Origin of the sequence: Sphingomonas sp. BAUL-RG-20F-R05-02 (genome assembly GCF_022662305.1) — a bacterium.
GTDB lineage: Bacteria > Pseudomonadota > Alphaproteobacteria > Sphingomonadales > Sphingomonadaceae > Sphingomonas.
The window spans coordinates 541,449-563,116 of sequence record NZ_JAKNQH010000001.1 but is presented as its reverse complement, the minus strand read 5'-3'; the positions used below and the strand labels follow the sequence as shown (position 1 = coordinate 563,116).

Sequence of the window (21,668 nt, the reverse complement as noted above, 5' to 3'; positions counted from 1 at the left end):
CGACCATCGGGCCGCGCGCTGCTGTCGATTACGCTACCGCGTCGAGATCGACCTGCGCTTCGCGCGGCCAATACCGCAGCGGCGCAAGCGCGCTCAGGAACGCCTTGGCATCCGCCTTGGTCTTGAGTGGCAGACATCCATCGTCGAGATCGGTCGCAAGGCCTGCCTTCTCCACCAGCGGTGCGGTTTCCTCCGACAGGCCGATGAACTTGCAGTGCGCGAAGGCGTCCGTCAGGAAATCCTTTGCCGCAGCGTCCATTGCCAGCAGCTTGGCGCCTGCGTCGGATGCAATCACGGCGACCGCATCGTACAACACGGACGGCCCGCCATCGATCTTCTGCTTGGCGACGAGCAGCGTGCCGTCGGACAAGGTCGCGCCGCCCACCTTCGGAGCCACGATCTCGACCATGGCTTCCGCCGCCGCAAACGTGTCGATCACCGCATTGACCAGCGCCGCATCCGCGCCGTCCGTGACCAGCAAGCCAAGCTTGCGGCCCGCGAAACTTTGCGGTCCGTTCTTCTGGATGCTGAGCTTGTCGGATGGAGCCAGATCCATGATCGTCGGCTTTGCGGCCTTGGCGGCCTCGGGCAACGGCAGGGCGAGACCGTTCGCGACGGTCTTCGCAAGATCGGCATCGATGTTGAGGAGGTGCGACACCATGCGCGACCGAATGTCCGGGCGCTCCACCTTGGAAAGTTCGAACACCAGCGCATCGCCCATATGCTTCTGTTCGATCGCCGTCTGGCTCATGTAGAACTGCCGAGCCTGGCTGTAATGATCGGCAAAGCTCTCCGGTCGAACACGCAGCGCGTCACCCTGCGGGGGTTCAGGGAAACTGACGTAACCACGCTTCGGATCTTCGCGCGGGCCGCCTTGTGCGCCCCAGCTGTTCGGCTCGTAATTGGCGCGGCCAACCGGATTGCGCATGGCCATGTGACCGTCCTGCTGGAAATGCGCGAACGGGCACCGCGGCGCATTGATCGGCAGGTGCGTGAAGTTTGGCGAACCGAGCCGCTTCAACTGCGTGTCGAGATAGGAGAAGTTACGCCCCTGAAGCAGGGGATCGTTGGTGAAGTCGATTCCCGGCACCACATTCTGTGTGCAGAACGCGACCTGCTCGGTCTCGGCGAAGAAATTATCGACCAACCGGTCGAGCACGAGCCGACCGACGATACGAACCGGTACCTGCTCTTCCGGGATGAGCTTGGTTGCGTCAAGCACGTCGAAGTCGAAGCTGTCGGCGAATTCCTGATCGAACAACTGAACGCCGAGCTCCCACTCGGGGAAGTCACCGCTCTCGATCGCATTCCACAGGTCGCGGCGGTGGAAGTCGGGATCGGCGCCATTGACCTTGACCGCCTCGTTCCAGACGACCGACTGAAGGCCCATCTTCGGCTTCCAGTGGAACTTGACGTAGGTCGACTTGCCCTCGGCATCGACCAGTCGGAACGTGTGGACGCCAAAGCCCTCCATGAAGCGGAACGAGCGCGGTATGGTGCGATCGGACATGATCCACATGATCATGTGCATGCTTTCGGGGCTGAGGCTGATGAAGTCCCAGAAGTTGTCGTGCGCGGTCTGCGCCTGCGGGAAGGCGCGGTCCGGCTCCGGTTTGGCGGCATGGATCAGATCGGGGAACTTGATCGCATCCTGGATGAAGAACACTGGGATGTTGTTGCCGACGAGATCCCAATTGCCTTCCTGCGTGTAGAGCTTCACCGCAAAGCCACGTACGTCACGCGCCAGATCGGCAGATCCCTTCGAGCCGGCGACCGTCGAGAAGCGCACGAACGCCTCGGTCTTCTCTCCGACACGCTGGAACAGATCCGCACGGGTGACATCGGCAAGGCTGTCGGTCAGCTCAAAATAGCCGTGCGCACCATAGCCGCGCGCGTGGACGACGCGCTCCGGGATCCGCTCGTGATCGAAGTGGAACATCTTCTCGCGAAAATGAAAGTCCGACAGCAAGGTCGCGCCGCGCGCACCCTGCTTGAGGCTGTTCTGGTCGTCGGCGACCGGGATGCCCTGTGCAGTGGTCATCACCGCAACATCGCCACCAGCGATCTGGTGCGTCTCGCCGCCATTACCGACCGGCTCCGCAAAGCTCATCGAGATCTCTGCGGTCGGTGTGCCCGCCTTCGCATCCTTGGTGGTGGTCGATGCTTTCGCGCGTGTGGTCTTGGCCATCCGAAACTCCCGGTATGCTGATCGGCCGGGCGCAGGGGGGCAGCACCGGTCACGCACTCAACCACCAACGGGGGATCAAGTTGCTCTGGAAAACCATGATTAATTTCGATCAATACGATTGTTGGTGTTCGTTTGCGCGATTGCCCGAGCGCGGTGTTCACGACGCGGAACCGACCGGCGGCTGAAGCGATGTTGCCGGGCAAGACCTAGGAGGACGACGTGGCTGATACGCTCAAGAGCTTTACCCTCGCGCAGAGCGAAGGGCATTACCTGCTGACGTTGCATTCCGACGATGGCGACGAAACCGAGTTTCTCCTCACATATGATCAACTCGATCTCATCGCCGAGGAAATCGACACGCAGTTGAACGCCGACGAGGAGGAGGAACTCACGGTCGACGAAGAAGAATGACGTAGCGCTGGGGAATGTGTTCGAAAAGTGACCCCGGCAGCCGGCCATGCTGCATTGTTGCTGATCACCGTGATCGACCCGTTAGACGTTTAGGGCGCCGAGGTTTTTGCTCGGCGCCATTTTTTTGCGTTGGCTCACCCTCTCGTACGGGTGCGCGCGGTGCCTGATGCAGCGGAGGTGCCGGAATCTACGTTGACGACCGCCAAACCAGTAACGTTCTCTCCGAGCCCTGATCGACACCGTGGTCGACGAGAACGCTCGGGCAGGGCTCTCACCGTACAGTTTTCCTCAAACGACACGGATTATCTGTCGTCCGTCTGCCGTCTGACGACCAAGAGTGCTGCGACGCGCGCTTGGTCGTAAGTTCGTGCGGATTTACTCGGCGGCCGCCAATACCGGCGTTTTCGGCGAGATACCTGCCGAACCGATTTCCTCCGCAAACCACGCACAGGTGCGTTCCAGCCCGGTAGCGAGATCGACGCGTGGTTCCCAACCAAGCAGTGCCTTGGCACGGCCGATGTCGGGCTTGCGCCGGCGGGGGTCGTCGATCGGCAGCGGCAGGCGTGTCACCGTGGCCTCCGTTCCCGTCATCGCGATCACCCGGTCCAACAGATCGTTGATGGTCAGTTCGTTCGGATTGCCGAGGTTGATCGGCTCCAGCCCGTTGATGTCGCTTTCCATCAGTCGCATCAGCCCGTCGACCAGATCCGACACATAGCAGAAGCTGCGCGTCTGCGAGCCATCGCCGTAGATGGTGATATTGGTGCCCGACAGCGCCTGACAGATTAGATTGGACACGACCCGTCCGTCATCCGGGTGCATCTGCGGTCCATAAGTATTGAAGATGCGGGCGACGCGCACCTCTGCACGTTGCATGCGCTGGAAATCGAAGGTCATCGCCTCGGCAGCGCGTTTGCCCTCGTCATAGCAGGCGCGCGGGCCGGTGCAGCTTACGAAGCCACGGTAATCCTCGCGCTGCGGGTGCATCTCGGGATCGCCATAGACCTCGCTGGTGGATGTAAGCAGGAACCGAGCACCTGCTGTCTCCGCCAGCCGCAACAGGTGGTTGGTGCCCGTGACGTTGGTCAACATCGTATGTTCGGGATCAAGCTGATACTGCGGCGGCGAGGCCGCGCAGGCGAGGTTGTAGATGCGCTTGATCCGGGCGGCGCCCGCGGTGATGCTGGCGGGCAGCGGATTGACGATATCCCCTTCGACGAACTCGAAACGCGGATGATCGATCAGCGCGCGCAGGTTTGATTCCCGCGACGTCTGCAGGTTGTCTAGGCACACCACGGTTTCGCCGCGCGCGAGAAGGGCGGCGCACAGATGTGAGCCGATGAACCCGGCCCCGCCTGCAACGAGGGTGATCTGGGGTGGCATGGCCTGTCTCCTGTTTGCGTCCGCTCGGCGTGACGCGACCGCGTTTAGGTAGGTTTCGAGTTCCGCGGCGCGGTGCGCTGCCGTGTGGCGCGCCAGTACGCGGCTCCGCGCGGCAGCGCCGAGCGCATCGGCATCGCGCGCGATCGCGGCGATCACGTCCTCGGTCGTATCGGCGAGCAGGATCTCGTGGCCGGGCATGAACAGCGTATCGATTCCCTCCCACCGGTCCGAGATGATCGGCGTACCGCACGCGCCTGCCTCGAACAGCCGCACCGACGGCGACCAGCCCGACGCGATCATGTCGGCGCGCGTCACGTTCAGGGTGAAGCGCGACGCCGAGTAGAAGGCGGCATGGTCTGCGGGCGGCAGGTGGTCGATCCGCTCGACGTTGGCTGGCCAGTCGATATCCGCGGGATATTGCGGGCCCGCCACGGCAAAACGCCGGTCCGGGCAAGCGCGGGCAACCGCCAGCAGCAGCCGCTCGAGCGTCGGCTGGCGATCGGGGCTGTAGGTGCCGAGGTACGACAGGTCCCACCGCTTCGCCACATCGGTCTGGTAGTACTTATCCGGGTCAACCGAGCAGTATAACGCGCGTGCCGCCTGTGCGCCGTAGTCGCTTTCGAGGCGGTCGAGCGTCGGCCCGCCGGTGAACGACAGGTACACGTCGTAGCCCGGGATGACGTCTGGTGAGAGATACTCGAAGTCCCCACGCGCCAGCTTGGCCAGGGTGACAGGCGTATCGATGTCGTAGAACGCGCATCTACGGGCATGATTCTGGACGAACCGCGCGACCGCGACGCCGTCCGGCACGTAAGAGCCGACGATGACCGCATCGGCCTCCGCGATCTCCGCGCGCCATTCCTCCAACGCGGGCAGGTCGGCATAATATTCGAGGCGGCAAAAATACGGGTTGGGCAGATCACGGTGCGCACCGGCGTACCACGGCACTTCCCGTTCGAGAAACAGCACGTCATGCCCGCGCGCCGCGAACGCCTTCAGCAGCGCGCGAAACGTGGTAGCGTGACCGTTGCCCCAAGATGAGCCGAGGCTGAGGCCGAGAACGACGAGCTTCATGCCGCCACCGTCGTGTTCGCGCGCTGTGTGCGAAACAGCGCGTCGACCTGCGCACCGCGCAATGCATAGGTGTGTTCCGCCAGCACGCGGGCGAGTGCCGCCTGGCCGATCTCCTTCGCCCGCTCGGGCGTGAGCGCGGCGAGATGATCGGCGACGTCCTGCCCGTCCCTAGCGACCAGCACTTCCTTGTCGGGTATGAGGAACTGCTCGATTCCCTCCCACGCATCGGTGATGAGACAGGCAGCGGCGCCGGCTGCCTCGAACACGCGCGTCGCGGGCGAGAAGCCGACCTCCGCCATGCTGTCGCGCGCGACGTTCAACACTGCGCGCGGCGTGCAGTTGAACGCGTTGTGCTGATGCGTGTAGACGTGGCCAAGATGGCGCACGTTGCCGGGCATGTGCTTGCTGTCCCAGCCGTTACCGCCGATCAGGAACGCGCGGTCGGGCAGGGCGGCGGCGGCCTTGAGGAAGAACTCCTCCACGCGCGCCTCTCGGTCGGGCAGACGATTGCCGAGGAAGGCGAGATCGCTCGCAAAACGCGGATCGGGCTCGACCGGAAAGTGCGTCTCGGGGTCAAGCGCGTTGTAGATCGGCTCGCACGCTGCCGCGCCGAAGCCCCGATAGGCTTGGATCACGGGCGGACCGCCGCCATAGGTCAGCACCAGATCGATATCGGGCAGGGCGCGGCGGACTGGATGCGACAGGTCAGCCCGCATCTCATCGAGTGTGGCGGCGGCATCGACGTCCCAGAAGATCTTGAGCGCATCCGGCCGCGCCCGCGCGATGATGCCGTCGAGCAGTTCGGCATCATACACGCCGACTCCGTTCGCCTTGACGACGATGTCCGCGTCACCCGCCTCGGCCAACACGCTGCGCAGGCCCTCGTCCGTGGCGGGATATACGACCGATCGTACCCACTCTGGCGGGTCGATGTCGCGGTGCTGCTGCCGCTCGAACGCGTCGGGTTCGTAGAAGGTGATGTCGTAGCCATGGCTCGCCAGCGCCTTCAGCACGCCGCGATAGTAAGTCGCCGCGCCGTTCCAGTAGGAGGACAGCAAGCTGGATCCGTAAAAGGCGATCTTCATGCGAGTTCTTTCTGGGTAACGCCGAGCGATGCGGCGATCGCGAGCAGTTCGTCGACGCGGTGCGCGCAGGTGTGGCGAGCACGGATCGTTTCCAGACCATGCGCGACGAGGCTCTCGCGCAACGCCGCATCGTCGCGAAGCGTGGTTAGGTGGCGGGTCATCTCGGCGCCGTCTGCTGCGACGAGATAGTCGGTGCCGGGCCGGAACAGGTGCTCGGCATCGTCCCAAGGCGCCGACACCAGCGGGATGCCGCACGCGAGCGCCTCGAACACGCGGATCGTCGGAATGCCGGGCAAAATCGTCGCGTAATAGCGGCGTGGCACGTGCACGGTGGCGAGCGCCCGCGCGAAGATCGCCGGAGCGCCGGCATTGGGTGCCCAGCCATGATAAGCTGCGCCGTGCCGCGCCAGCATCGCACGCGCTTCCGTCGGGTAGCGCACGCCATAGATGTCGAGCGGCAGGCCAGCGGCAGCGGCGGGCGCGAACAGGAACCGTTCGAGCTCATCGGTGCGCTCTCCGTCCCCCCAGTTGCCGATCCAGACGAGGCCGCTGCGCTCGCCTTCGGTCAGGGGTGGATGGAAGCGGCGCGTGTCGGCGGCTTCGTGCCACGTCCATACGCGGCCCTGCCAACCCCAGCCGCGATAGACCTCGGCAAGCGTCTCGCCGAACGCCAGCACGCCGTCATAACCGGACAGGTCATATGCGCGCATCTCCTCCGGCGCGCTCACCGCGCGGTGGTGCGTGTCGTGGAACAACAGGGTGAAACCTGCACCATGTTTGCGCAGGTCACCCACGGCTTTGACCAGCGCTGGTTCGTTCCATTCGTGCATCAACACGAGATCGGCGCCTTCGGTCATCGCCGCCGCCTCCATCTCCGCACTATAGGAGCGTGACGCGAGGTCGGGATAAGCAGCCCGGTAGGCGGCAAGACCATCCTCGCCATGATCGCCAAGCAGATTGGCGAGGCTCCATGCGCCTTCCGGCTCCCACACGGTGACGTCATGTCCGCGCGCGATTAATTCGCTCAGTACACCGCGCAGGAAATGGGCGTTGCCGTGGTTCCAGCATGACGTGAGGCTGTGCGTGAAGTACGTGATTTTCATGCCGCAACCCTCGTGACGTCTCCGGAGAGCAACGCGCGATAGTGCGTTGCCATCGCCCGCGCGGCCGCCGCCGGCGTGTAGCGCGCCGCACGCACGCGCGCTGCCTCGCCGAGCGTGTGCCGGCGTACTGGGTCAGCGATCAATGCCTCGACCGCCGCGGTCCACGTCTGTGCGTCATCGCCCGAGACGAATACAGCTGCGCCGTCCCACAATTCGCGGAACGTTGCGATGTCGGAGAGCACCAACGCACATCCCGCTTGTGCGGCCTCCAACACCGCCAGGCCGAACGGCTCGAAACTGGCGGCGGAAACGAACACTGGCCGGCGGGCAAGCCGCTGCCGCACCGCATCGTCATCGATTTCGCCCAGCGTTTGAAGATGGTTGAGCGTGACCCGCTCATTGAGTGGACCGACCAGGGCGCCCGCCGCATAGAACGGCACGGCCAGCCGCGCGGCGACGCGATCGAGCAACGATGCGTTCTTCACGCTGTCCCACATCCGCCCGACCGTAATCGCCTCATCGCTGAGCGGACCCGGCTTGATTTCGGCCGGCGCGGTACGGCCGTTGTGAACCGCGACAGGCGCAAGCGGCAGTCCGTAAAGTGCGGCGACGCTCTCGCCATAGGCGCGTGTCGGCGCGACGACGCGATCCACGGCGCGCAGACCCTCCAGCATGAGGGAGCGGTGCCAAAGGTAAGATTGGTCGAGTTGAGATCGCTTGGCAGCCGCCCACCACGTCGAAACGCAGCCATGCGTGACCGCGATCGTTGGTAGTCCCGCCGGTGCGGCAGCAAGCGTGGGCATATTATATTGGATCAGATCGACCGCGTGTTCCCGCGCCAGATCGGCGATCGCGGCGCCTGCCGCCCGCACGGGTACTGCATCTTCGCACAACCAGTCGACCGGCAGCCCGGTGTCGACCAACGTCACGCCGGGTGTCGCATCCGCCGCTCTGCGTTGATCGGCACTCGGCGCGGGCCCGAGCAGCGCGATCACCGTGTCCACCCCGAGCGGCGCGAGCGCCCCGGCAAGGTCGGTCGCATATTGCCAGACGCCCCCGATCGCGTCCGCGGTCATCAGCAACCGCAATGGCTTCATGAAACGCGTTCCAGGGCCGGTGAGGGCGCATGCTGCTCGGTTAGCCACTTGGCGAGCTTGGCCACGCCGTCGCGCCAGCCGACCCGCTGCGCCAGGCCAAGCGTCGTGTCGAGCAACCGCGTGTCGGCAACGAAATAACGCTGGTCGCCCGCACGCCAGTCGGAGAAGCTCACGTCCGGCTCGCGACCGATCAGCGTGCCGATGTAATCGAGCAGCACGCGCAGGCTCACCGCGTTTGCGGTCCCCCCGCCGAGATTGAAGGCGCGGCCTTGCACCCGCTCGATCGCACGCCACGCGGCGAGATATGCCGCGATCGCATCCGACACATCGCAAATGTCGCGCACCTGATGGCCGTCGCCGTACAAGGTGATCGCTTCGCCCTTCAGCGCGCGGATCAGGAAGTGCGCGACCCAGCCCTGATCTTCGGTGCCCATCTGGCGCTGGCCGTAGATGCAGCTCATCCGCAACACCGTTGCGGGCACGCCATAGCTGCGCGCATAGTCTAGCATGTACTGGTCGGCAGCGCCCTTCGACACGCCATAAGGTGTATGAAAATCAAGCGGGCGATCCTCGCCGATACCATGATCGCGGATGCGTGGCTCGGTCGGCGCATAGCCGCCCGCACCCAGCGCGAAGTCGAGGTCTAGCAGGTCACCATAGACCTTGTTGGTCGAGGCGAAGATCACCGGCGTCGCGTCGCGCTTCGCCCTTACGGCTTCGAGCAGGTTGAACGTGCCGAGCAGATTGATCTCGAAATCGTCACGCGGATCGTCGAGGCTGGTGGTTACCGCGACCTGCGCGGCAAAGTGGAACACGGCTTGCGCTTCCGCCACCGCCCGCCGCAATTCGGCGTCGTCTCGGATGTCAGCCTTGATGAGCGTCACGCGGTCGCCATGCCGCTCCTGCAACCACGCCGCATTACGCTCGACGCCGGGGCGGCTGAGCGCATCGTACAGCAACACGGCGTGGCCGTCAGCGGCAAGCGCGTCGGCGAGGTTCGATCCGATGAAGCCCGCGCCACCGGTGACGAGGATCGGCGCGTCGTTCATGCCACCAACCCGCGCTTTTCGAGTTCGGCGCGAGCGTGCGCGACGTTATCTTGCGCCGTTTGCCTGCCAACCCATTCGGCAAGTTCGGCGAGACCTTCGATGAAGTCCTGCTGGGCGGTGAAGCCGAGCGCCTCGGCCGCCAGGGTGGTGTCGCAGAAACAGTGGCGGATATCGCCGATCCGTGCCTTGCCGACGATCTCGGGCGCGGTATCGTTCTTGCCCATCGCGCGCGCCAGCGCCTCGGCCACTTGCGTCACCGAACGATCGTTGCCCGAGCCGATGTTGAAGGTCTTGCCGACCGCCTTACCATCGACCAGCGCGTCGGCAAAAGCGCGCGCCACGTCGGTGACGTGGACGAAATCGCGACGCTGCTCGCCATCCTCAAAGATCATCGGGCGCTGGCCGTTAAGCAGCCGCGCCGCGAAGATCGCCAGCACCCCGGTGTACGGGTTCGACAGCGCCTGACCGGGTCCGTAGACGTTGAACAACCGCAGGCACACGCTCTCGATCCCGTAAGGCGCGCCCATGATGTGGGTGGTACGCTCCTGCACATATTTGTTGAGTGCGTAGATCGAGGCGAGGCTGGGGCGTTTCCACTCGGGCGTCGCCATGGGCGTGAGCGGTCGGCCCTGCGCATCGACCGGCTCCCAGTTCGCCTGCCCGTCCCGGACGATGCCGCGCTCGGCATTCTCTACGATCGCACCGTCCGCATCGCGATACAGGCCTTCGCCGTAGATCGACATGGAGGAGGCGGTGACAACGCGGCGCACGGGATTGTCGATCAGCCGCTCGAACAGTACGGCGGTGCCGACATCGTTGACGCTGGTATAGCGTTCGACCTCGTACATCGACTGACCGACGCCGACTTCGGCGGCGAGATGAATTACGCTATCGACGCCGCTCAGCGCACGCGCCACCGCGTCGCCATCACGCACATCGGCGTGGATCAGCTCGACGTCTTCGGCGAGTTGCTCGGGACGACCGCCGTCGCCATGAACCTGTGGAATCAATGCATCAAGTACGCGCACCGTGTTACCGCGCCGTAGCAGCTCATCGCAAACAAAGCGACCAATGAACCCGGCCCCGCCGGTAACAAGAACAGTCTCGCTCATGCGGGGACTCCATCGGCAATCACATCAGAAACGTCAGCAGGGGCAGAATTGATCGAGATCAACAAAGCAGGATATTGGTCTCGATCCGATTTGCCATGCATATGCTGCTCTCCAAAGACGCAGGTGTTTCGATACGACAACGATAATGCTTCTTCTTCTTCTAAGTTCCATCTTTCTGCCACAAATACAACACGAATGAGGAACTTAGAAGCTGGGGATGGGTTTCGCCTTCGTAACGACCCAGCCTGCAATCCGTAGGCGCCTGCGGGAGCTTGCGTGACTGCCACTCTGTACTTGATCCGGCACGCGTCGCACGATCACCTCGGCCTTATTCTGTCTGGGCGCACGCCTGGCATCCCGCTCAGCGACGACGGACGTCGCCAGGCGCGACGGCTTTCGGCGGCGCTCAGTGCGCGCCGCTTCGCCAGCATATGGTCAAGCCCGGTTCAGCGTGCGCGCGAAACGGCACAGGAGATCGTGACCGGGCGGGGGCTGAGCGTGCAGGTCGACAACGCCCTAGACGAGATTGATTTTGGTGACTGGACGGGCAAGACATTCGATACACTCGCCGTTGACGGCCAATGGGCCATATGGAACAGTGCGCGCGGTGAGGCGCTGACGCCGGCCGGCGAGAGCATGTCGGCGGTGCAGATGCGCGTGGTGACGTTTGCGCGCAAGGTCGCGCTCGCGCATCCGGGTGAGGCGGTGGCGCTGGTCAGCCACTGCGACGTGATCCGCGCGGCACTCGCCGGCTGGTTGGGCCTGCCACTCGGCAATGCGCTCAACTTCGATGTCGATCCCGCTTCGGTCAGCCGCGTCGCGGTGGGCGACTGGGGCGCTCGGGTTCTTTCCATTAATGAGGTGTTTGCATGAGCGCGCGTGATGATACGGGTTTGCGCGATCGGGTAGAGGCGCTTGCGCCGTGGTTCCACAACATGGATCTCGGCGGCGGCCTGTGGACCGCGCCCGACCATTTCCTCGGCAATTATCCGCGCTTCAAATTTGATCGATTCGCCTCGGCGCTGCCCGCCGATCTGACCGGCAAGACCGTTCTCGACATCGGTTGCAACGCTGGCTTCTATGCGATCGAAATGGCACGGCGCGGGGCGTCGCGAGTGGTCGGTATCGACAGTGATCCGCGCTACCTAGCGCAGGCGCAGCTTGCCGCCGATGCCGTAGGCATCAACGGTATCGAGTTCCGTGAACTGGACGTCTACCGCGTCGCCGAACTTGGTGAGCGCTTCGACCTCGTGATCTTCATGGGGGTGCTCTACCACCTCCGCCACCCGCTGCTCGCGCTTGACCTGATCCGCGAACATGTCGCGGGCGACCTTCTGCTGTTCCAGACGATGCAGCAGGGCGGCGATGCGGTGTATGACGTGCCGGAAGATCACCCGTTCCACGTGCCGGGTACGTTCGATGCGCCTGCCTACTTCACGGATCCGGGCTATCCCAAAATGCACTTCATCGAGCGTCAATATGCCGGCGACTGGACCAACTGGTGGGCGGCCAACGCCGCATGCAGCCAGGCAATGCTCCGCGCCGCAGGTTTCGCGATCGAGGCGCAGCCCGAATCCGAAGTCTATATCTGCCGCGTCGCGCCGGTGCCATTCCAGGAATGGCAGAATGGTCCGATGGCGGCATATCCCGCGAGGAAGCCCGCATGATCGAAGCCGCTATGCTCTGGAACGAGCCCAACAACAAATCGCACTGGGACCCGTCGCTTGACCCCGATTGGTCGCGCTTTGCCGATCATGTCTCACGTGCCGGCAACGCGATCCAAGCGATCAATCCCGCCGTCACGCGCGTACTGGGCGGCATGTCGCCCATCGATCCACACTGGCTCGGACGGATCGCGGGATACGGCGCGCTTGACGCCGTCGATGCGGTGGCGGTGCACGGCTTTCCGCTCGACTGGAATCTGTGGCCGCTCAGCGCGTGGCCCGACAAGATCGACGAGATTCGCGCCGTCACCGACAAGCCGGTGTGGGTGACGGAAGTCGGCGTAAGTTCTTTTGGTGCGGAAGAAGTACAGGCGTTCGGACTGGAGCGCACCGTGCAACTCCTGGAAGGCCGCGCGCCGCGTGTATTCTGGTATTCGCTGTTCGACCTGCCACGCAGCTGGGGCGCGGAAACACGCCACCGTGAGGCGGAAGGCTCGTCCTACTACCGACATTTCTACCTTGGGCTGATCCGCGAGGATGGGTCGCCCAAACCGGCGCTCGACATTTACGCCAAGCACGCGGCCGAGATCGGGCTGATGCAGTGGTTTCATTACAACGACCCCCGGCTCGACGAGGCGGTCGCGTGGATGAAGCGGCTCGGCACGCGGCGTATCCGTACTGGCCTGTCGTGGGCAGACAGCTTCCGCCCGGATGCGGTCGGGTGGTTCGACCGGCAGATGGAGGCGCTCGCCGACTTCGACGTGACCGTGACCTTCTGCTTCACGCCCGAGCATCTCGGCCTCGCGCCGCATCACACCAGTCCCGCGCAGGATCCGCAGGCGTTTGCCGATTTCTGTGCGTGGATGATCGACCGTTATGCCCCAGGTGCCAGTGCTTCGCCCGCCGTAGCCGCGCCGCAGCCCGTCGCAGAACATGCGCTAGAGCGGCCCGAACTCTCCCCTTTGAACTTCAACCGCGACGAGCGCCTGGCTGCCGAACGGAGCATCGCATGACGCTTTCTCCGCAACAGCGCGGCGTTGATCGATTCACCCCTCAGATGCGCAACCATTCCGACCCACTGGCGCACGGGCTAGAAAGTCACAGCATGCGATCCAGTTACACAAGCAGACGGATGAACCTCTACCTCGGTAAGTGCGAAACGAACACGTCCTGCGTCTTGTCGGCGTGGAGCGACGGCGTGATCGCGTCGATCGGCGGCGGGCAAAAAGGCAAGGCATCGATGCCGCATACCGAGGTGGTAAACTGATGCGCGCGGCGATTTTGGCGGCACCGGGCGAGATCCAGGTGGAAGACGTTGCGGTTCCCGAACCCGCTGCGGGCGAAGTGCGTGTGCGGATCGAAGGCTGCGGCGTTTGCGCTTCGAACCTTGAGCCCTGGGGCGGCAACCCGTGGACGCAATACCCCGGCGAGCCTGGTGGCCTCGGCCACGAGGGCTGGGGCATTGTCGAGGCGGTGGGTCCGGGTGTCGTTGGCTTGGCGTCCGGCGACCGCGTTGCCGCATTGTCGTACCGCAGCTTTGCGGAGAGCGATATCGCCAGCGCGGAAATGGTGGTGAAGCTACCTGAAAGCCTCGCCGGTAAGCCGTTTCCGGGTGAACCGCTCGGTTGCGCGTTCAACATCTTCCGCCGCAGCGACATTCGCCCGGGCGATACGGTCGCAATCGTCGGCGTTGGTTTTCTTGGGGCGGTGCTGACGCGGCTGGTAAGCGAAGCGGGCGCACGGGTCATCGCGATCTCTCGCCGCACGGAATCGCTTGATCTGGCGCGGCATTATGGTGCGGCGGAGACGATCGTCATGGACGATCACTACCGCATCATCGAACAGGTTCAGGCGCTGACCAACGGCCAGGGTTGCGAACGCGTGATCGAGTGCGTTGGTAAGCAATGGCCGCTCGACCTGGCGGGCGAACTGGTCGGGTTCGGCGGACGGCTCGTGATCGCAGGCTATCATCAGGATGGGCCGCGTCAGGTCAGCATGCAGATGTGGAACTGGAAGGGCATCGACGTCATCAACGCGCACGAGCGCGATCCGGCGGTACAGCGGCGTGGCGTGGAGGAAGCGGTTGATGCCATATCGAACGGGCGGCTCGATCCGGCCCCGCTCTATTCACACACCTACCCGCTCGAACGGCTCGGTGAGGCGCTGGATGCAACCCGCGACAAGCCGGAAGGCTTCGTAAAGGCGCTGGTGCTGCTATGAAAAGGCTCGGTTTCCTTGGTACCGGCTGGATTGGGCGCCACCGCATGGCGGCGATGCTGGACACTGGGCTCTGCACCGCAGTCGCGATTTGCGACCCATCGGCTGATTGCCTGGCGGATGCTGCGGTGCTCGCCCCGGATGCGGTGCGGGTGCGCTCGCTCGACGAGATGCTCGCGCTCGATCTGGACGGGATCGTGATCGCGACTCCGAGCGCGCTGCATGCCGTTCAATCGGTGCAGGTGCTTGAAGCCGGCGTGGCAGTGTTCTGTCAAAAGCCGCTCGGTCGCGACTTGGCTGAAACGCAAGGCGTGATCGACGCGGCGCGCAAGGCGGATCGGCTTCTGGGCGTTGACCTGTCCTACCGCCATACGGACGCTATGCGCGCGATCGCACCGCTAGTGGCAGGCGGCGATCTGGGTAAGGTGTTCGCGGTCGATCTCACGTTTCACAATGCCTATGGCCCGGACAAACCCTGGTTCTACGATCCGGCGCAGTCGGGTGGCGGTTGCGTCGTAGACCTGGGCGTGCATCTGGTCGATCTTGCCTTGTGGGCACTTGGCTTTCCCGATGTGACCGATGTCAGCGCGACGTTGCTGTCCGCCGCCGCCCCCCTGAAAAGCGGGCTGGTTGAGGATTATGCGGTGGCGTCGTTCGTCGCGGGCGGCGTCTCGGTACGCCTCGGATGCTCGTGGCGACTTCATGCCGGGCGGGACGCTGTAATCGAGGCAGCGTTCTATGGGACGGCCGGCGGCGCTGCGCTGCGCAACGTCGATGGATCGTTCTATGACCTCACCGCCGAGCGTTTCGACGGCACCGGGTGTACTGTGTTGTCAGAGGCGGGAGACGTTTGGGGCGGTCGCGCGGCAGTCGCATGGGTCGAAGCGTTGGAGCGCTCAAACACGTTCGATCCTGCGGCTGAGACGTTTGCGGCCAGCGCACGCGTTCTGGATGCGATCTATGCCGCAGGTCTGTCGCAAGGCTGAAGCCGGTTACGGTCGGCTATCGATCACCTCGTTGGCAGCACGAATGCCACTTTGCCACGCACCGTGCGCGGTCGAGAAGTCTGTCGGATGCGTCGCCTCGCCAGCGAAAAAGATGCGTTCCTCGATAGGTCGCGCGAGGATCGCGCGCGCGCCAGCGTGGCCGGGTAGAGCGTGACTATAGGAGCCATTAATCCAGTCGGTTCGGCACCATTGCGATCCGCCGAGCGGCCTTAGCTTCGCGCGGACCTCGCTGCCAAGCAAGGCGGCAAGTTCATCGATCGCGAAGCGTGCCGCCTCGGAAACCCCGACGCGCTCTAGCATGTCCGCACCCGGACCGCCGTAAAATGCCTCGATCACCGGCATGCCGAATGGGCGAATATAGTAGCTGCCGGTGTTGGGGTCGCGTGGGTTGCCGATCAGGTGCGTTTCTGTCTCGAATGCTTCGGGGGCAAGGATCTCCAGAAACACCTTGTCCGCGAGGCCGAGAGGAAGCTGCGTGGCGGCGTGAAGATGCTCGTTTGCGGATGCACCCAACGCGATCGCGCCGCTGGCGAGCAGGTTGGTGGAGATGGTGACGATCGCGGCTCTCGCCTCGACGGTGCCACGGCCGGTATCTAGCCGTACGCCGCGACCGTCATTCGCAATGCCGCGCACAGGTGTGCCGAGGCGGAGGTCGAGCTGTGGCAGGCTCGCGGAAAGCAACGTGCCGTAGCCCTCGCGCACCCGCCAGTTGTACTCGGTTGCTGCGTCATCATAGGCGAGGAAGTCAGCAACCGAGAGCCGGTCTAGATCCGCGCCGTTCATGTAGCCGCTCAGCGCACGGCAGAAGGCGTTCCATTCACCGGCGGGCGCCAACGCATCGGATGCGCGATCGCTGGCGGGTGGGCTATCGTGCAGCCGCTGCTCGAGAGCGGCCCAGGCGTCGCCGGCGGCGGCCTTCTCCTCCGCATCGAAGCCAAGACCACGCCATTGCTCTGTCCAGGCGGAGGTGCCGCGCACGATCGTGAAGCCGGCTTGCTCGCCAATACCGACAAGTGGATTGCGATCGGCCGAGTGCAGCCAACCGCATCCGAAATCGATAGGCATTCCGGCGAGCCCGATTGTGCAGCCGCGTCCGCCAAGGCGGCTGCTTGCCTCCAGCAAGATGACGGACCTGTGCTGCGCAACCAACGTTCGCGCCGCCGCGATGCCCGCAGCGCCGGCCCCGACAATTGCAACGTCGTATTCCATTGCTTCATCCGCCCGCAGTAAAGGCGTTTCTATCTAAGGGGATGGGCGTTATGGCAATCGGAGAAAATCCGCTTTGCACAGGTTAGGGCACGCATCCTTATGCGCCCTAAAGCATTGCTACGATCAAACCGCTTTAGCTGAGTAAGGGGAAGCGACATGCAACAGGATCGAGAATCGCAGGTCCGCCAACGCGCGCACGCGATCTGGCTCGAAGAAGGAATGCCCGAAGGGCAGTCCGAGGCTCACTGGGATCGTGCTCAGTCGGAAATCGAGGCAGACGCCTCGAACGCTGCGCCCGCACCCGCGAGTGAAACAGCCGAGCCGGAAACCGCCGCGCCGGCCGTTGGAACCGAGCCTGAGTTCCAGAACCCGGATCCCGCTCCGGTGCCACCTGATGTCGAGGCGATTACCGATCCCGCTACGGCCCGCGCGCCGTCGGCTGCTAAAAAGCAGCCCCGCCGCAAGGTAAAGCCGGTCACGCCCGTTCGCTAAGCTTGCCCGCCGTGTTGCGGGTATCATTTAGTCTATCTTGATCCCGTTTTCTTAGGGAGTATATTTTGCGCCTATACTCCGACCGCTTAAAAGGCGGTTCCCCTTATCCTCTGGGTACAAGCTTTGACGGCTTGGGCGTAAATTCCGCGATCTTCTCCGCCCATGCCGAGATGATCGAATTGTGTGTGTTCGAGGCCAGTTTGATGGCCTCGCTCGGTACGCCGATGATCGTCGCGCGCCCGCGATGCGTCGTGCGATCGGGCTCGACGATGGCCGGAACGAGGCGATCACCATGCTGATGAACGCGAGCGACGACGCGATCACCTTCACGTTGCCGGCACCTTCCGCGGACCGGCAGGTGTTGATCGACAGCGCGCAGCCTGATCTCGAACTGGTCGCGGTCGGGGACAATTACGAGGTGCAACCGCACGCGGCGGTCTTGATCCGCTGGATCACCGAGCAGATTGGAGAATGACGATGTGGGGCCCTGAAGTCGGAACCGACGGGAGAACGCTGTTTCGCCTGTGGGCACCCGATCGCAAATCTGTGACGCTGGAAATCGACGGCGGCGAAACGCTGGCGATGACCGAAGCCGGCGGCTGGTTCACCGTGCATGCGGCGGCTTCGGCGGGAACACGCTATCGCTTCAGGCTCGATGCGGACCTCGCCGTGCCTGATCCCGCGTCGCGCTTGCAGGCGGGGGGCGTGCATGGCTGGAGCGTCGTTGCTCCGCCGCTTTCCGGTTCGGCTGATGAGTGGCGGGGTCGTCCGTGGGAAGAGGCGGTGATCCAGGAGGTTCATGTCGGTGCGCTCGGCGGCTTCACCGGCGTGGCGGACGCATTGCCGGCGATGGCCGAACTCGGCATCACCGCCGTCGAATTGATGCCGATCGGCGCTTTCGCCGGCACGCGCAACTGGGGTTATGACGGCGTGCTGCCGTTCGCGCCGGCCGAGGCTTACGGGTCGCCGCAGGAACTGCGCGCTTTGGTAAAGCGCGCCCATGAATTCGGCATGATGATCCTGCTCGACGTCGTGTACAATCACTTCGGTCCGGACGGAAACTTCCTCGGCGCCTATGCCAGCGGCTTCTTCCATGCGCGCGATACGCCATGGGGCGGCGCGGTCGCGGTCGACTGGCCTGAGGTGGCGGCGTACTTCCGTGAGAATGCGCTGATGTGGATCCAAGACTACGGCTTCGACGGCTTGCGCTTTGACGCGGTGCACGCGATCGACAATCCCAAGTTCCTCGATGCCCTAGCCGCGGACATCCGCGCCGCCGTTCCCGACCGCCCGGTGCATCTGATCCTCGAAAACGAGGAAAATGACGCTGACCGCCTGTCCAGTGGCAGGTACGACGCTCAGTGGAACGATGATTTCCACAATGTGCTGCATGTCCTGCTCACCGGCGAGAATGAGGGGTATTACGCTGCTTTCTCGGAGGATTCGACGGGCAAGCTGGCGCGCTGTCTTGGCGAAGGTTTCATCTACCAGGGTGAGGGCATGCCGCATCAGGAGGGGCGGCCGCGTGGTAAGCCGAGCGGGCATCTGCCGCCGACTGCGTTCGTCTCGTTCCTGCAAAATCATGATCAGATCGGCAACCGCGCGCTCGGCGAGCGACTGACGACGCTGGTCGCGCCGGAGCGGCTACGCGCGGCAACCGCGCTGTTGCTGCTCTCACCGCAAATTCCGTTGTTGTTCATGGGCGACGAAACCGGCTCACGCACGCCGTTCTTTTTCTTTACCGATTTTCACGATGAACTCGCCGATATCGTGCGGGAAGGGCGGCGCAAGGAGTTCGCGCATTTCGCGGCGTTCGCGTCCGAAGATGCACGCGCCCAGATCCCAGACCCCAATGCCGAGACGACGCTGGAAAACTCCCGGCCCGTGCCCGGCGAAGACTCCGAAGACTGGCGCGGCCTCTACCGTGACCTGCTGGCGCTTCGCCACGCCGAGATCGTGCCACGGTTGCGTGGCAGCACCGCGCAGGGTGCGCGCGTGCTGGGGCAGGGGGCCGTCGAGGCCGCATGGACGCTCGGCGACGGTGCCGTCCTGACTGTCGCCCTGAACATCGGCGACGCGGCGGTCGACGTCCGAGCCGCCGCGCCGTGGTACTCACTCGGCACGCCGGGTGCCCCGGCGAGCTTCGCTGCATGGCTGGAGCCAAACGTATGACTGCTTTCCCACCCCGCGCGACGTACCGCATACAATTCAACCGCGATTTCACGTTCGCGGCGGCGGAAGCGATCGTGCCGTATCTTCATCGGCTCGGCATCAGCCACGTCTACGCATCGCCAATCACCACGGCTGTGTCGGGATCGCCGCACGGCTATGACGTCATTGATCCTACCCGGATCAATCCCGAACTTGGCGGCGAGGATGGCTTCCGCAGTCTTGTCGAGGCGCTGCACGCACGCGGCATGGGCGTTATCATCGATATCGTTCCCAATCACATGGGCGTTGCTGGCGGTGAGAACGGTTATTGGAACGACGTTCTGCGTAACGGTGCCGGTAGCCGTTACGCGCGCTGGTTCGATGTCGATTGGGATCAGCCGCTGCTATTGCCAATCCTCGGCGCCACGCTGGGTGAGGTGATCGATGCGGGCGACCTTCGGTTGGTCGACGGACGCCTCGAACTCTACGGCAGCGAGGGACCACCGCTGCGCCCAGACGTCGCCGCGGAAGGCGATCTGCGCGCGCTGGTCGAAGCGCAGCATTATCGGCTCGCCTCCTGGCGTACCGCCAACGACGAACTTAACTGGCGCCGCTTCTTTACCGTCAATGACCTCGCTGGCGTCCGCGTCGAAGAGCCGGAGGTTTTCGACGCCACCCATGCGCTGTATTTCACGCTCTACGAACAGGGTCTGATCGACGGCGTCCGTGTCGACCATGTCGACGGGCTCGCCGATCCCGCCGGTTACTGCCGCAGTCTGCGCGAACGCTTCGACGCGATCGGCGGCGCCGATCGGCGCTGCTACATCGTCATCGAGAAGATCCTCGCCGGAGACGAGCCGTTGGCGACCGACTGGCAGACCGATGGAACCAGCGGCTACGACTTCATGCGGGAGGTTACCGGCGTCCTCCATGCACCGGAAGGCGAGGCGCCGCTCGGTACATTGTGGCAGCAGATCAGCGGTCGGCCGGCGGATTTTACGCAGGAAGCGTTGACCGCTCGCCAGCAGTTGCTTGGCTGGAGCTTCACCGCGCAGGCGGATGCGTGTGTGGCGGCCTTCGCGGCGTTGGCGAACTCGGCCGCACAGTCCGACACCGCGTTCGAGGCGGTGACCTCCGGAATGCTGCGCCGCGCGATTGAGCGATTGCTATGGGTGTTCCCGGTGTATCGTAGCTACGGGCTTGGTGAACACGGCCCCGCCAGCGACGGCGTTGTACTCGATCGCGCGCTTGCCGACAGCGAGGCGTTCTGCCCGCCGGGCGAAGCGGAGATCGCGCGCTACATCGTCGAGTGGTTGGCGGGACGTGGCCCCGGCGACGCTTCGCTTGCCGCCGAAGCGGTCCGTCGTTTCCAGCAGCTTTCCGCACCGATCGCAGCCAAGGCTGTGGAGGACACCGCCTTTTATCGTCACGGCGTGCTGCTTTCCACCAACGATGTCGGTTTTGCTCCGGAGCACTTCGCGCTCGACATCGAGGCGTTCCATGCCGCGATGGCAGACCGCCATTCCCACTTTCCGCATGCCATGCTGGCAACTGCCACGCACGACCACAAGCGCGGTGAAGATGTCCGGGCCCGGCTCGCGGCGATCAGCGGCATCCCCACCCTGTGGAAGGAGCATGTCGAGCGCTGGACCGCATTGGCAGAACCGCTCGCGCCCGGTGTCGACGCGGGCGACCGGTACGTAATGTTCCAGACCCTGTTCGGAGCGTGGCCCGCGTCGGGGGTCGGCGATGATTTCGCGGACCGCATCAAGGCGTGGCAGATCAAGGCGCTACGCGAAGCAAAGTTGCGATCTTCGTGGGAGGCGCCCGACGAGGCTTACGAGGGGCAGTGTACCGGGCTGGTGGATGCCTTGCTAGGGAATGCGAGCTTTGTTGATGACATGTCGGCGTTCGTGCGGCTGACCGCGCCAGCCGCGACCGCCAACAGCCTCGCTATCGCGATGCTGCGCAACACGGTGCCCGGTATTCCGGATTGCTACCAAGGCTCGGAATTGGAGGACCTCAGTCTCGTCGATCCGGACAATCGGCGGCCGGTCGATTATGCCAAGTGCGCGGCGGTGCTTGACGGGGCGGAAGACCCACTGTCCAAGCTGCAACTCATTGCCCGCCTGCTGGGCGCGCGTCGGGACACACCGGCGCTATTTGCAGAGGGCGATTACCGGCCCATTCCCGTGGTCGGCAAGCGTGCCGAGCATGTCCTCGCCTTCTCCCGAAGGTTCGCGAGTTCGCGGCTCGAATGCGCGGTACTGGTCAAGGCAGCCGGTGTCCTTGTCGAGGCCGGCCGCACGACTCCGGACGCAGAGTGGTGGGGCGACACAACAGTGCAGTTCGAGCAACCGGTTCGCGCTGCCGATCTGTTTTTCGCCGCGCCGTATCATTTTACAGTGGCAGGTGGCCTATAAGCC

At 64.1% G+C, this 21,668-nt stretch carries 19 protein-coding genes; 11 read left to right on the top strand and 8 right to left on the bottom strand.

Annotation, left to right across the window (positions count from 1 at the left end; translation table 11 throughout):
- Positions 1-28: 28 nt before the first annotated feature.
- A complete protein-coding gene (locus tag L8F97_RS02630; RefSeq protein WP_409928993.1) occupies positions 29-2,188 on the bottom strand; it encodes a catalase in 2,160 nt (719 codons plus the stop codon).
- 219 nt (positions 2,189-2,407) lie between these two features.
- Between L8F97_RS02630 and L8F97_RS02625 the strand changes: the two genes are divergently transcribed.
- Positions 2,408-2,599: a hypothetical protein gene (locus tag L8F97_RS02625; RefSeq protein ID WP_242146434.1), complete on the top strand. Its 192-nt coding sequence runs from the start codon at positions 2,408-2,410 to the stop codon at positions 2,597-2,599.
- Positions 2,600-2,974: 375 nt separating this feature from the next.
- On the opposite strand, the gene L8F97_RS22820 is transcribed toward L8F97_RS02625, so the two are convergent.
- From L8F97_RS22820 to L8F97_RS02590, 6 genes are read right to left on the bottom strand one after another with little or no spacing between them, the layout of a single operon-like run.
- The gene (locus L8F97_RS22820) at positions 2,975-5,056 is read right to left on the bottom strand and encodes a bifunctional glycosyltransferase/UDP-glucuronate decarboxylase (RefSeq protein WP_313931886.1); all 2,082 of its coding nucleotides are present in this window, start codon (positions 5,054-5,056) and stop codon (positions 2,975-2,977) included.
- A complete protein-coding gene (locus L8F97_RS02610) occupies positions 5,053-6,141 on the bottom strand; it encodes a glycosyltransferase (RefSeq protein ID WP_242146433.1) in 1,089 nt (362 codons plus the stop codon). Before L8F97_RS02610 ends, L8F97_RS22820 begins: the two co-directional genes overlap by 4 nt.
- Positions 6,138-7,244, bottom strand: a complete 1,107-nt coding sequence (locus L8F97_RS02605; protein ID WP_242146432.1) for a glycosyltransferase — start codon at positions 7,242-7,244, stop codon at positions 6,138-6,140. Before L8F97_RS02605 ends, L8F97_RS02610 begins: the two co-directional genes overlap by 4 nt.
- Positions 7,241-8,341 (bottom strand): glycosyltransferase family 4 protein, encoded by a 1,101-nt coding sequence (locus L8F97_RS02600; protein WP_242146431.1) that lies wholly within the window; start codon positions 8,339-8,341, stop codon positions 7,241-7,243. The genes L8F97_RS02605 and L8F97_RS02600 overlap by 4 nt, the downstream gene beginning before the upstream one ends.
- Positions 8,338-9,390, bottom strand: a complete 1,053-nt coding sequence (locus tag L8F97_RS02595; protein ID WP_242146430.1) for an SDR family NAD(P)-dependent oxidoreductase — start codon at positions 9,388-9,390, stop codon at positions 8,338-8,340. Before L8F97_RS02595 ends, L8F97_RS02600 begins: the two co-directional genes overlap by 4 nt.
- On the bottom strand, positions 9,387-10,502 hold the full coding sequence (locus tag L8F97_RS02590) for an NAD-dependent epimerase/dehydratase family protein (RefSeq protein WP_242146429.1): 1,116 nt from the start codon (positions 10,500-10,502) through the stop codon (positions 9,387-9,389). Before L8F97_RS02590 ends, L8F97_RS02595 begins: the two co-directional genes overlap by 4 nt.
- Positions 10,503-10,778: 276 nt before the next feature.
- Here L8F97_RS02590 and L8F97_RS02585 point away from each other — a divergent pair, with 276 nt between their 5' ends.
- From L8F97_RS02585 to L8F97_RS02560, 6 genes are read left to right on the top strand one after another with little or no spacing between them, the layout of a single operon-like run.
- Positions 10,779-11,375, top strand: coding sequence for a histidine phosphatase family protein (locus L8F97_RS02585; RefSeq protein ID WP_242146428.1), 597 nt, complete (start codon positions 10,779-10,781; stop codon positions 11,373-11,375).
- Positions 11,372-12,169: a TIGR04290 family methyltransferase gene (locus L8F97_RS02580; protein WP_242146427.1), complete on the top strand. Its 798-nt coding sequence runs from the start codon at positions 11,372-11,374 to the stop codon at positions 12,167-12,169. Before L8F97_RS02585 ends, L8F97_RS02580 begins: the two co-directional genes overlap by 4 nt.
- Entirely contained in the window at positions 12,166-13,179 is a 1,014-nt protein-coding gene (locus L8F97_RS02575; RefSeq protein ID WP_242146426.1) for a glycosyl hydrolase, read from the top strand. The genes L8F97_RS02580 and L8F97_RS02575 overlap by 4 nt, the downstream gene beginning before the upstream one ends.
- Complete coding sequence (locus L8F97_RS02570; RefSeq protein WP_242146425.1) at positions 13,176-13,433, top strand: hypothetical protein; 258 nt, start codon at positions 13,176-13,178, stop codon at positions 13,431-13,433. Before L8F97_RS02575 ends, L8F97_RS02570 begins: the two co-directional genes overlap by 4 nt.
- The gene (locus L8F97_RS02565; protein WP_242146424.1) at positions 13,433-14,386 is read left to right on the top strand and encodes an MDR/zinc-dependent alcohol dehydrogenase-like family protein; all 954 of its coding nucleotides are present in this window, start codon (positions 13,433-13,435) and stop codon (positions 14,384-14,386) included. The genes L8F97_RS02570 and L8F97_RS02565 overlap by 1 nt, the downstream gene beginning before the upstream one ends.
- Positions 14,383-15,369, top strand: a complete 987-nt coding sequence (locus L8F97_RS02560) for a Gfo/Idh/MocA family protein (RefSeq protein WP_242146423.1) — start codon at positions 14,383-14,385, stop codon at positions 15,367-15,369. Before L8F97_RS02565 ends, L8F97_RS02560 begins: the two co-directional genes overlap by 4 nt.
- A gap of 6 nt (positions 15,370-15,375) precedes the next feature.
- On the opposite strand, the gene L8F97_RS02555 is transcribed toward L8F97_RS02560, so the two are convergent.
- Positions 15,376-16,599, bottom strand: a complete 1,224-nt coding sequence (locus L8F97_RS02555) for a flavin monoamine oxidase family protein (RefSeq protein ID WP_242146422.1) — start codon at positions 16,597-16,599, stop codon at positions 15,376-15,378.
- A 156-nt stretch (positions 16,600-16,755) separates the two neighbouring features.
- Between L8F97_RS02555 and L8F97_RS02550 the strand changes: the two genes are divergently transcribed.
- From L8F97_RS02550 to treY, 4 genes are all read left to right on the top strand, one after another.
- A complete protein-coding gene (locus L8F97_RS02550; RefSeq protein WP_242146421.1) occupies positions 16,756-17,091 on the top strand; it encodes a DUF2934 domain-containing protein in 336 nt (111 codons plus the stop codon).
- 244 nt (positions 17,092-17,335) lie between these two features.
- A complete protein-coding gene (locus L8F97_RS02545) occupies positions 17,336-17,566 on the top strand; it encodes a hypothetical protein (protein WP_242146420.1) in 231 nt (76 codons plus the stop codon).
- Entirely contained in the window at positions 17,563-19,263 is a 1,701-nt protein-coding gene (gene treZ, locus L8F97_RS02540) for a malto-oligosyltrehalose trehalohydrolase (RefSeq protein ID WP_242146419.1), read from the top strand. Before L8F97_RS02545 ends, treZ begins: the two co-directional genes overlap by 4 nt.
- Complete coding sequence (gene treY, locus L8F97_RS02535; RefSeq protein WP_242146418.1) at positions 19,260-21,665, top strand: malto-oligosyltrehalose synthase; 2,406 nt, start codon at positions 19,260-19,262, stop codon at positions 21,663-21,665. The genes treZ and treY overlap by 4 nt, the downstream gene beginning before the upstream one ends.
- Positions 21,666-21,668: the final 3 nt, after the last annotated feature.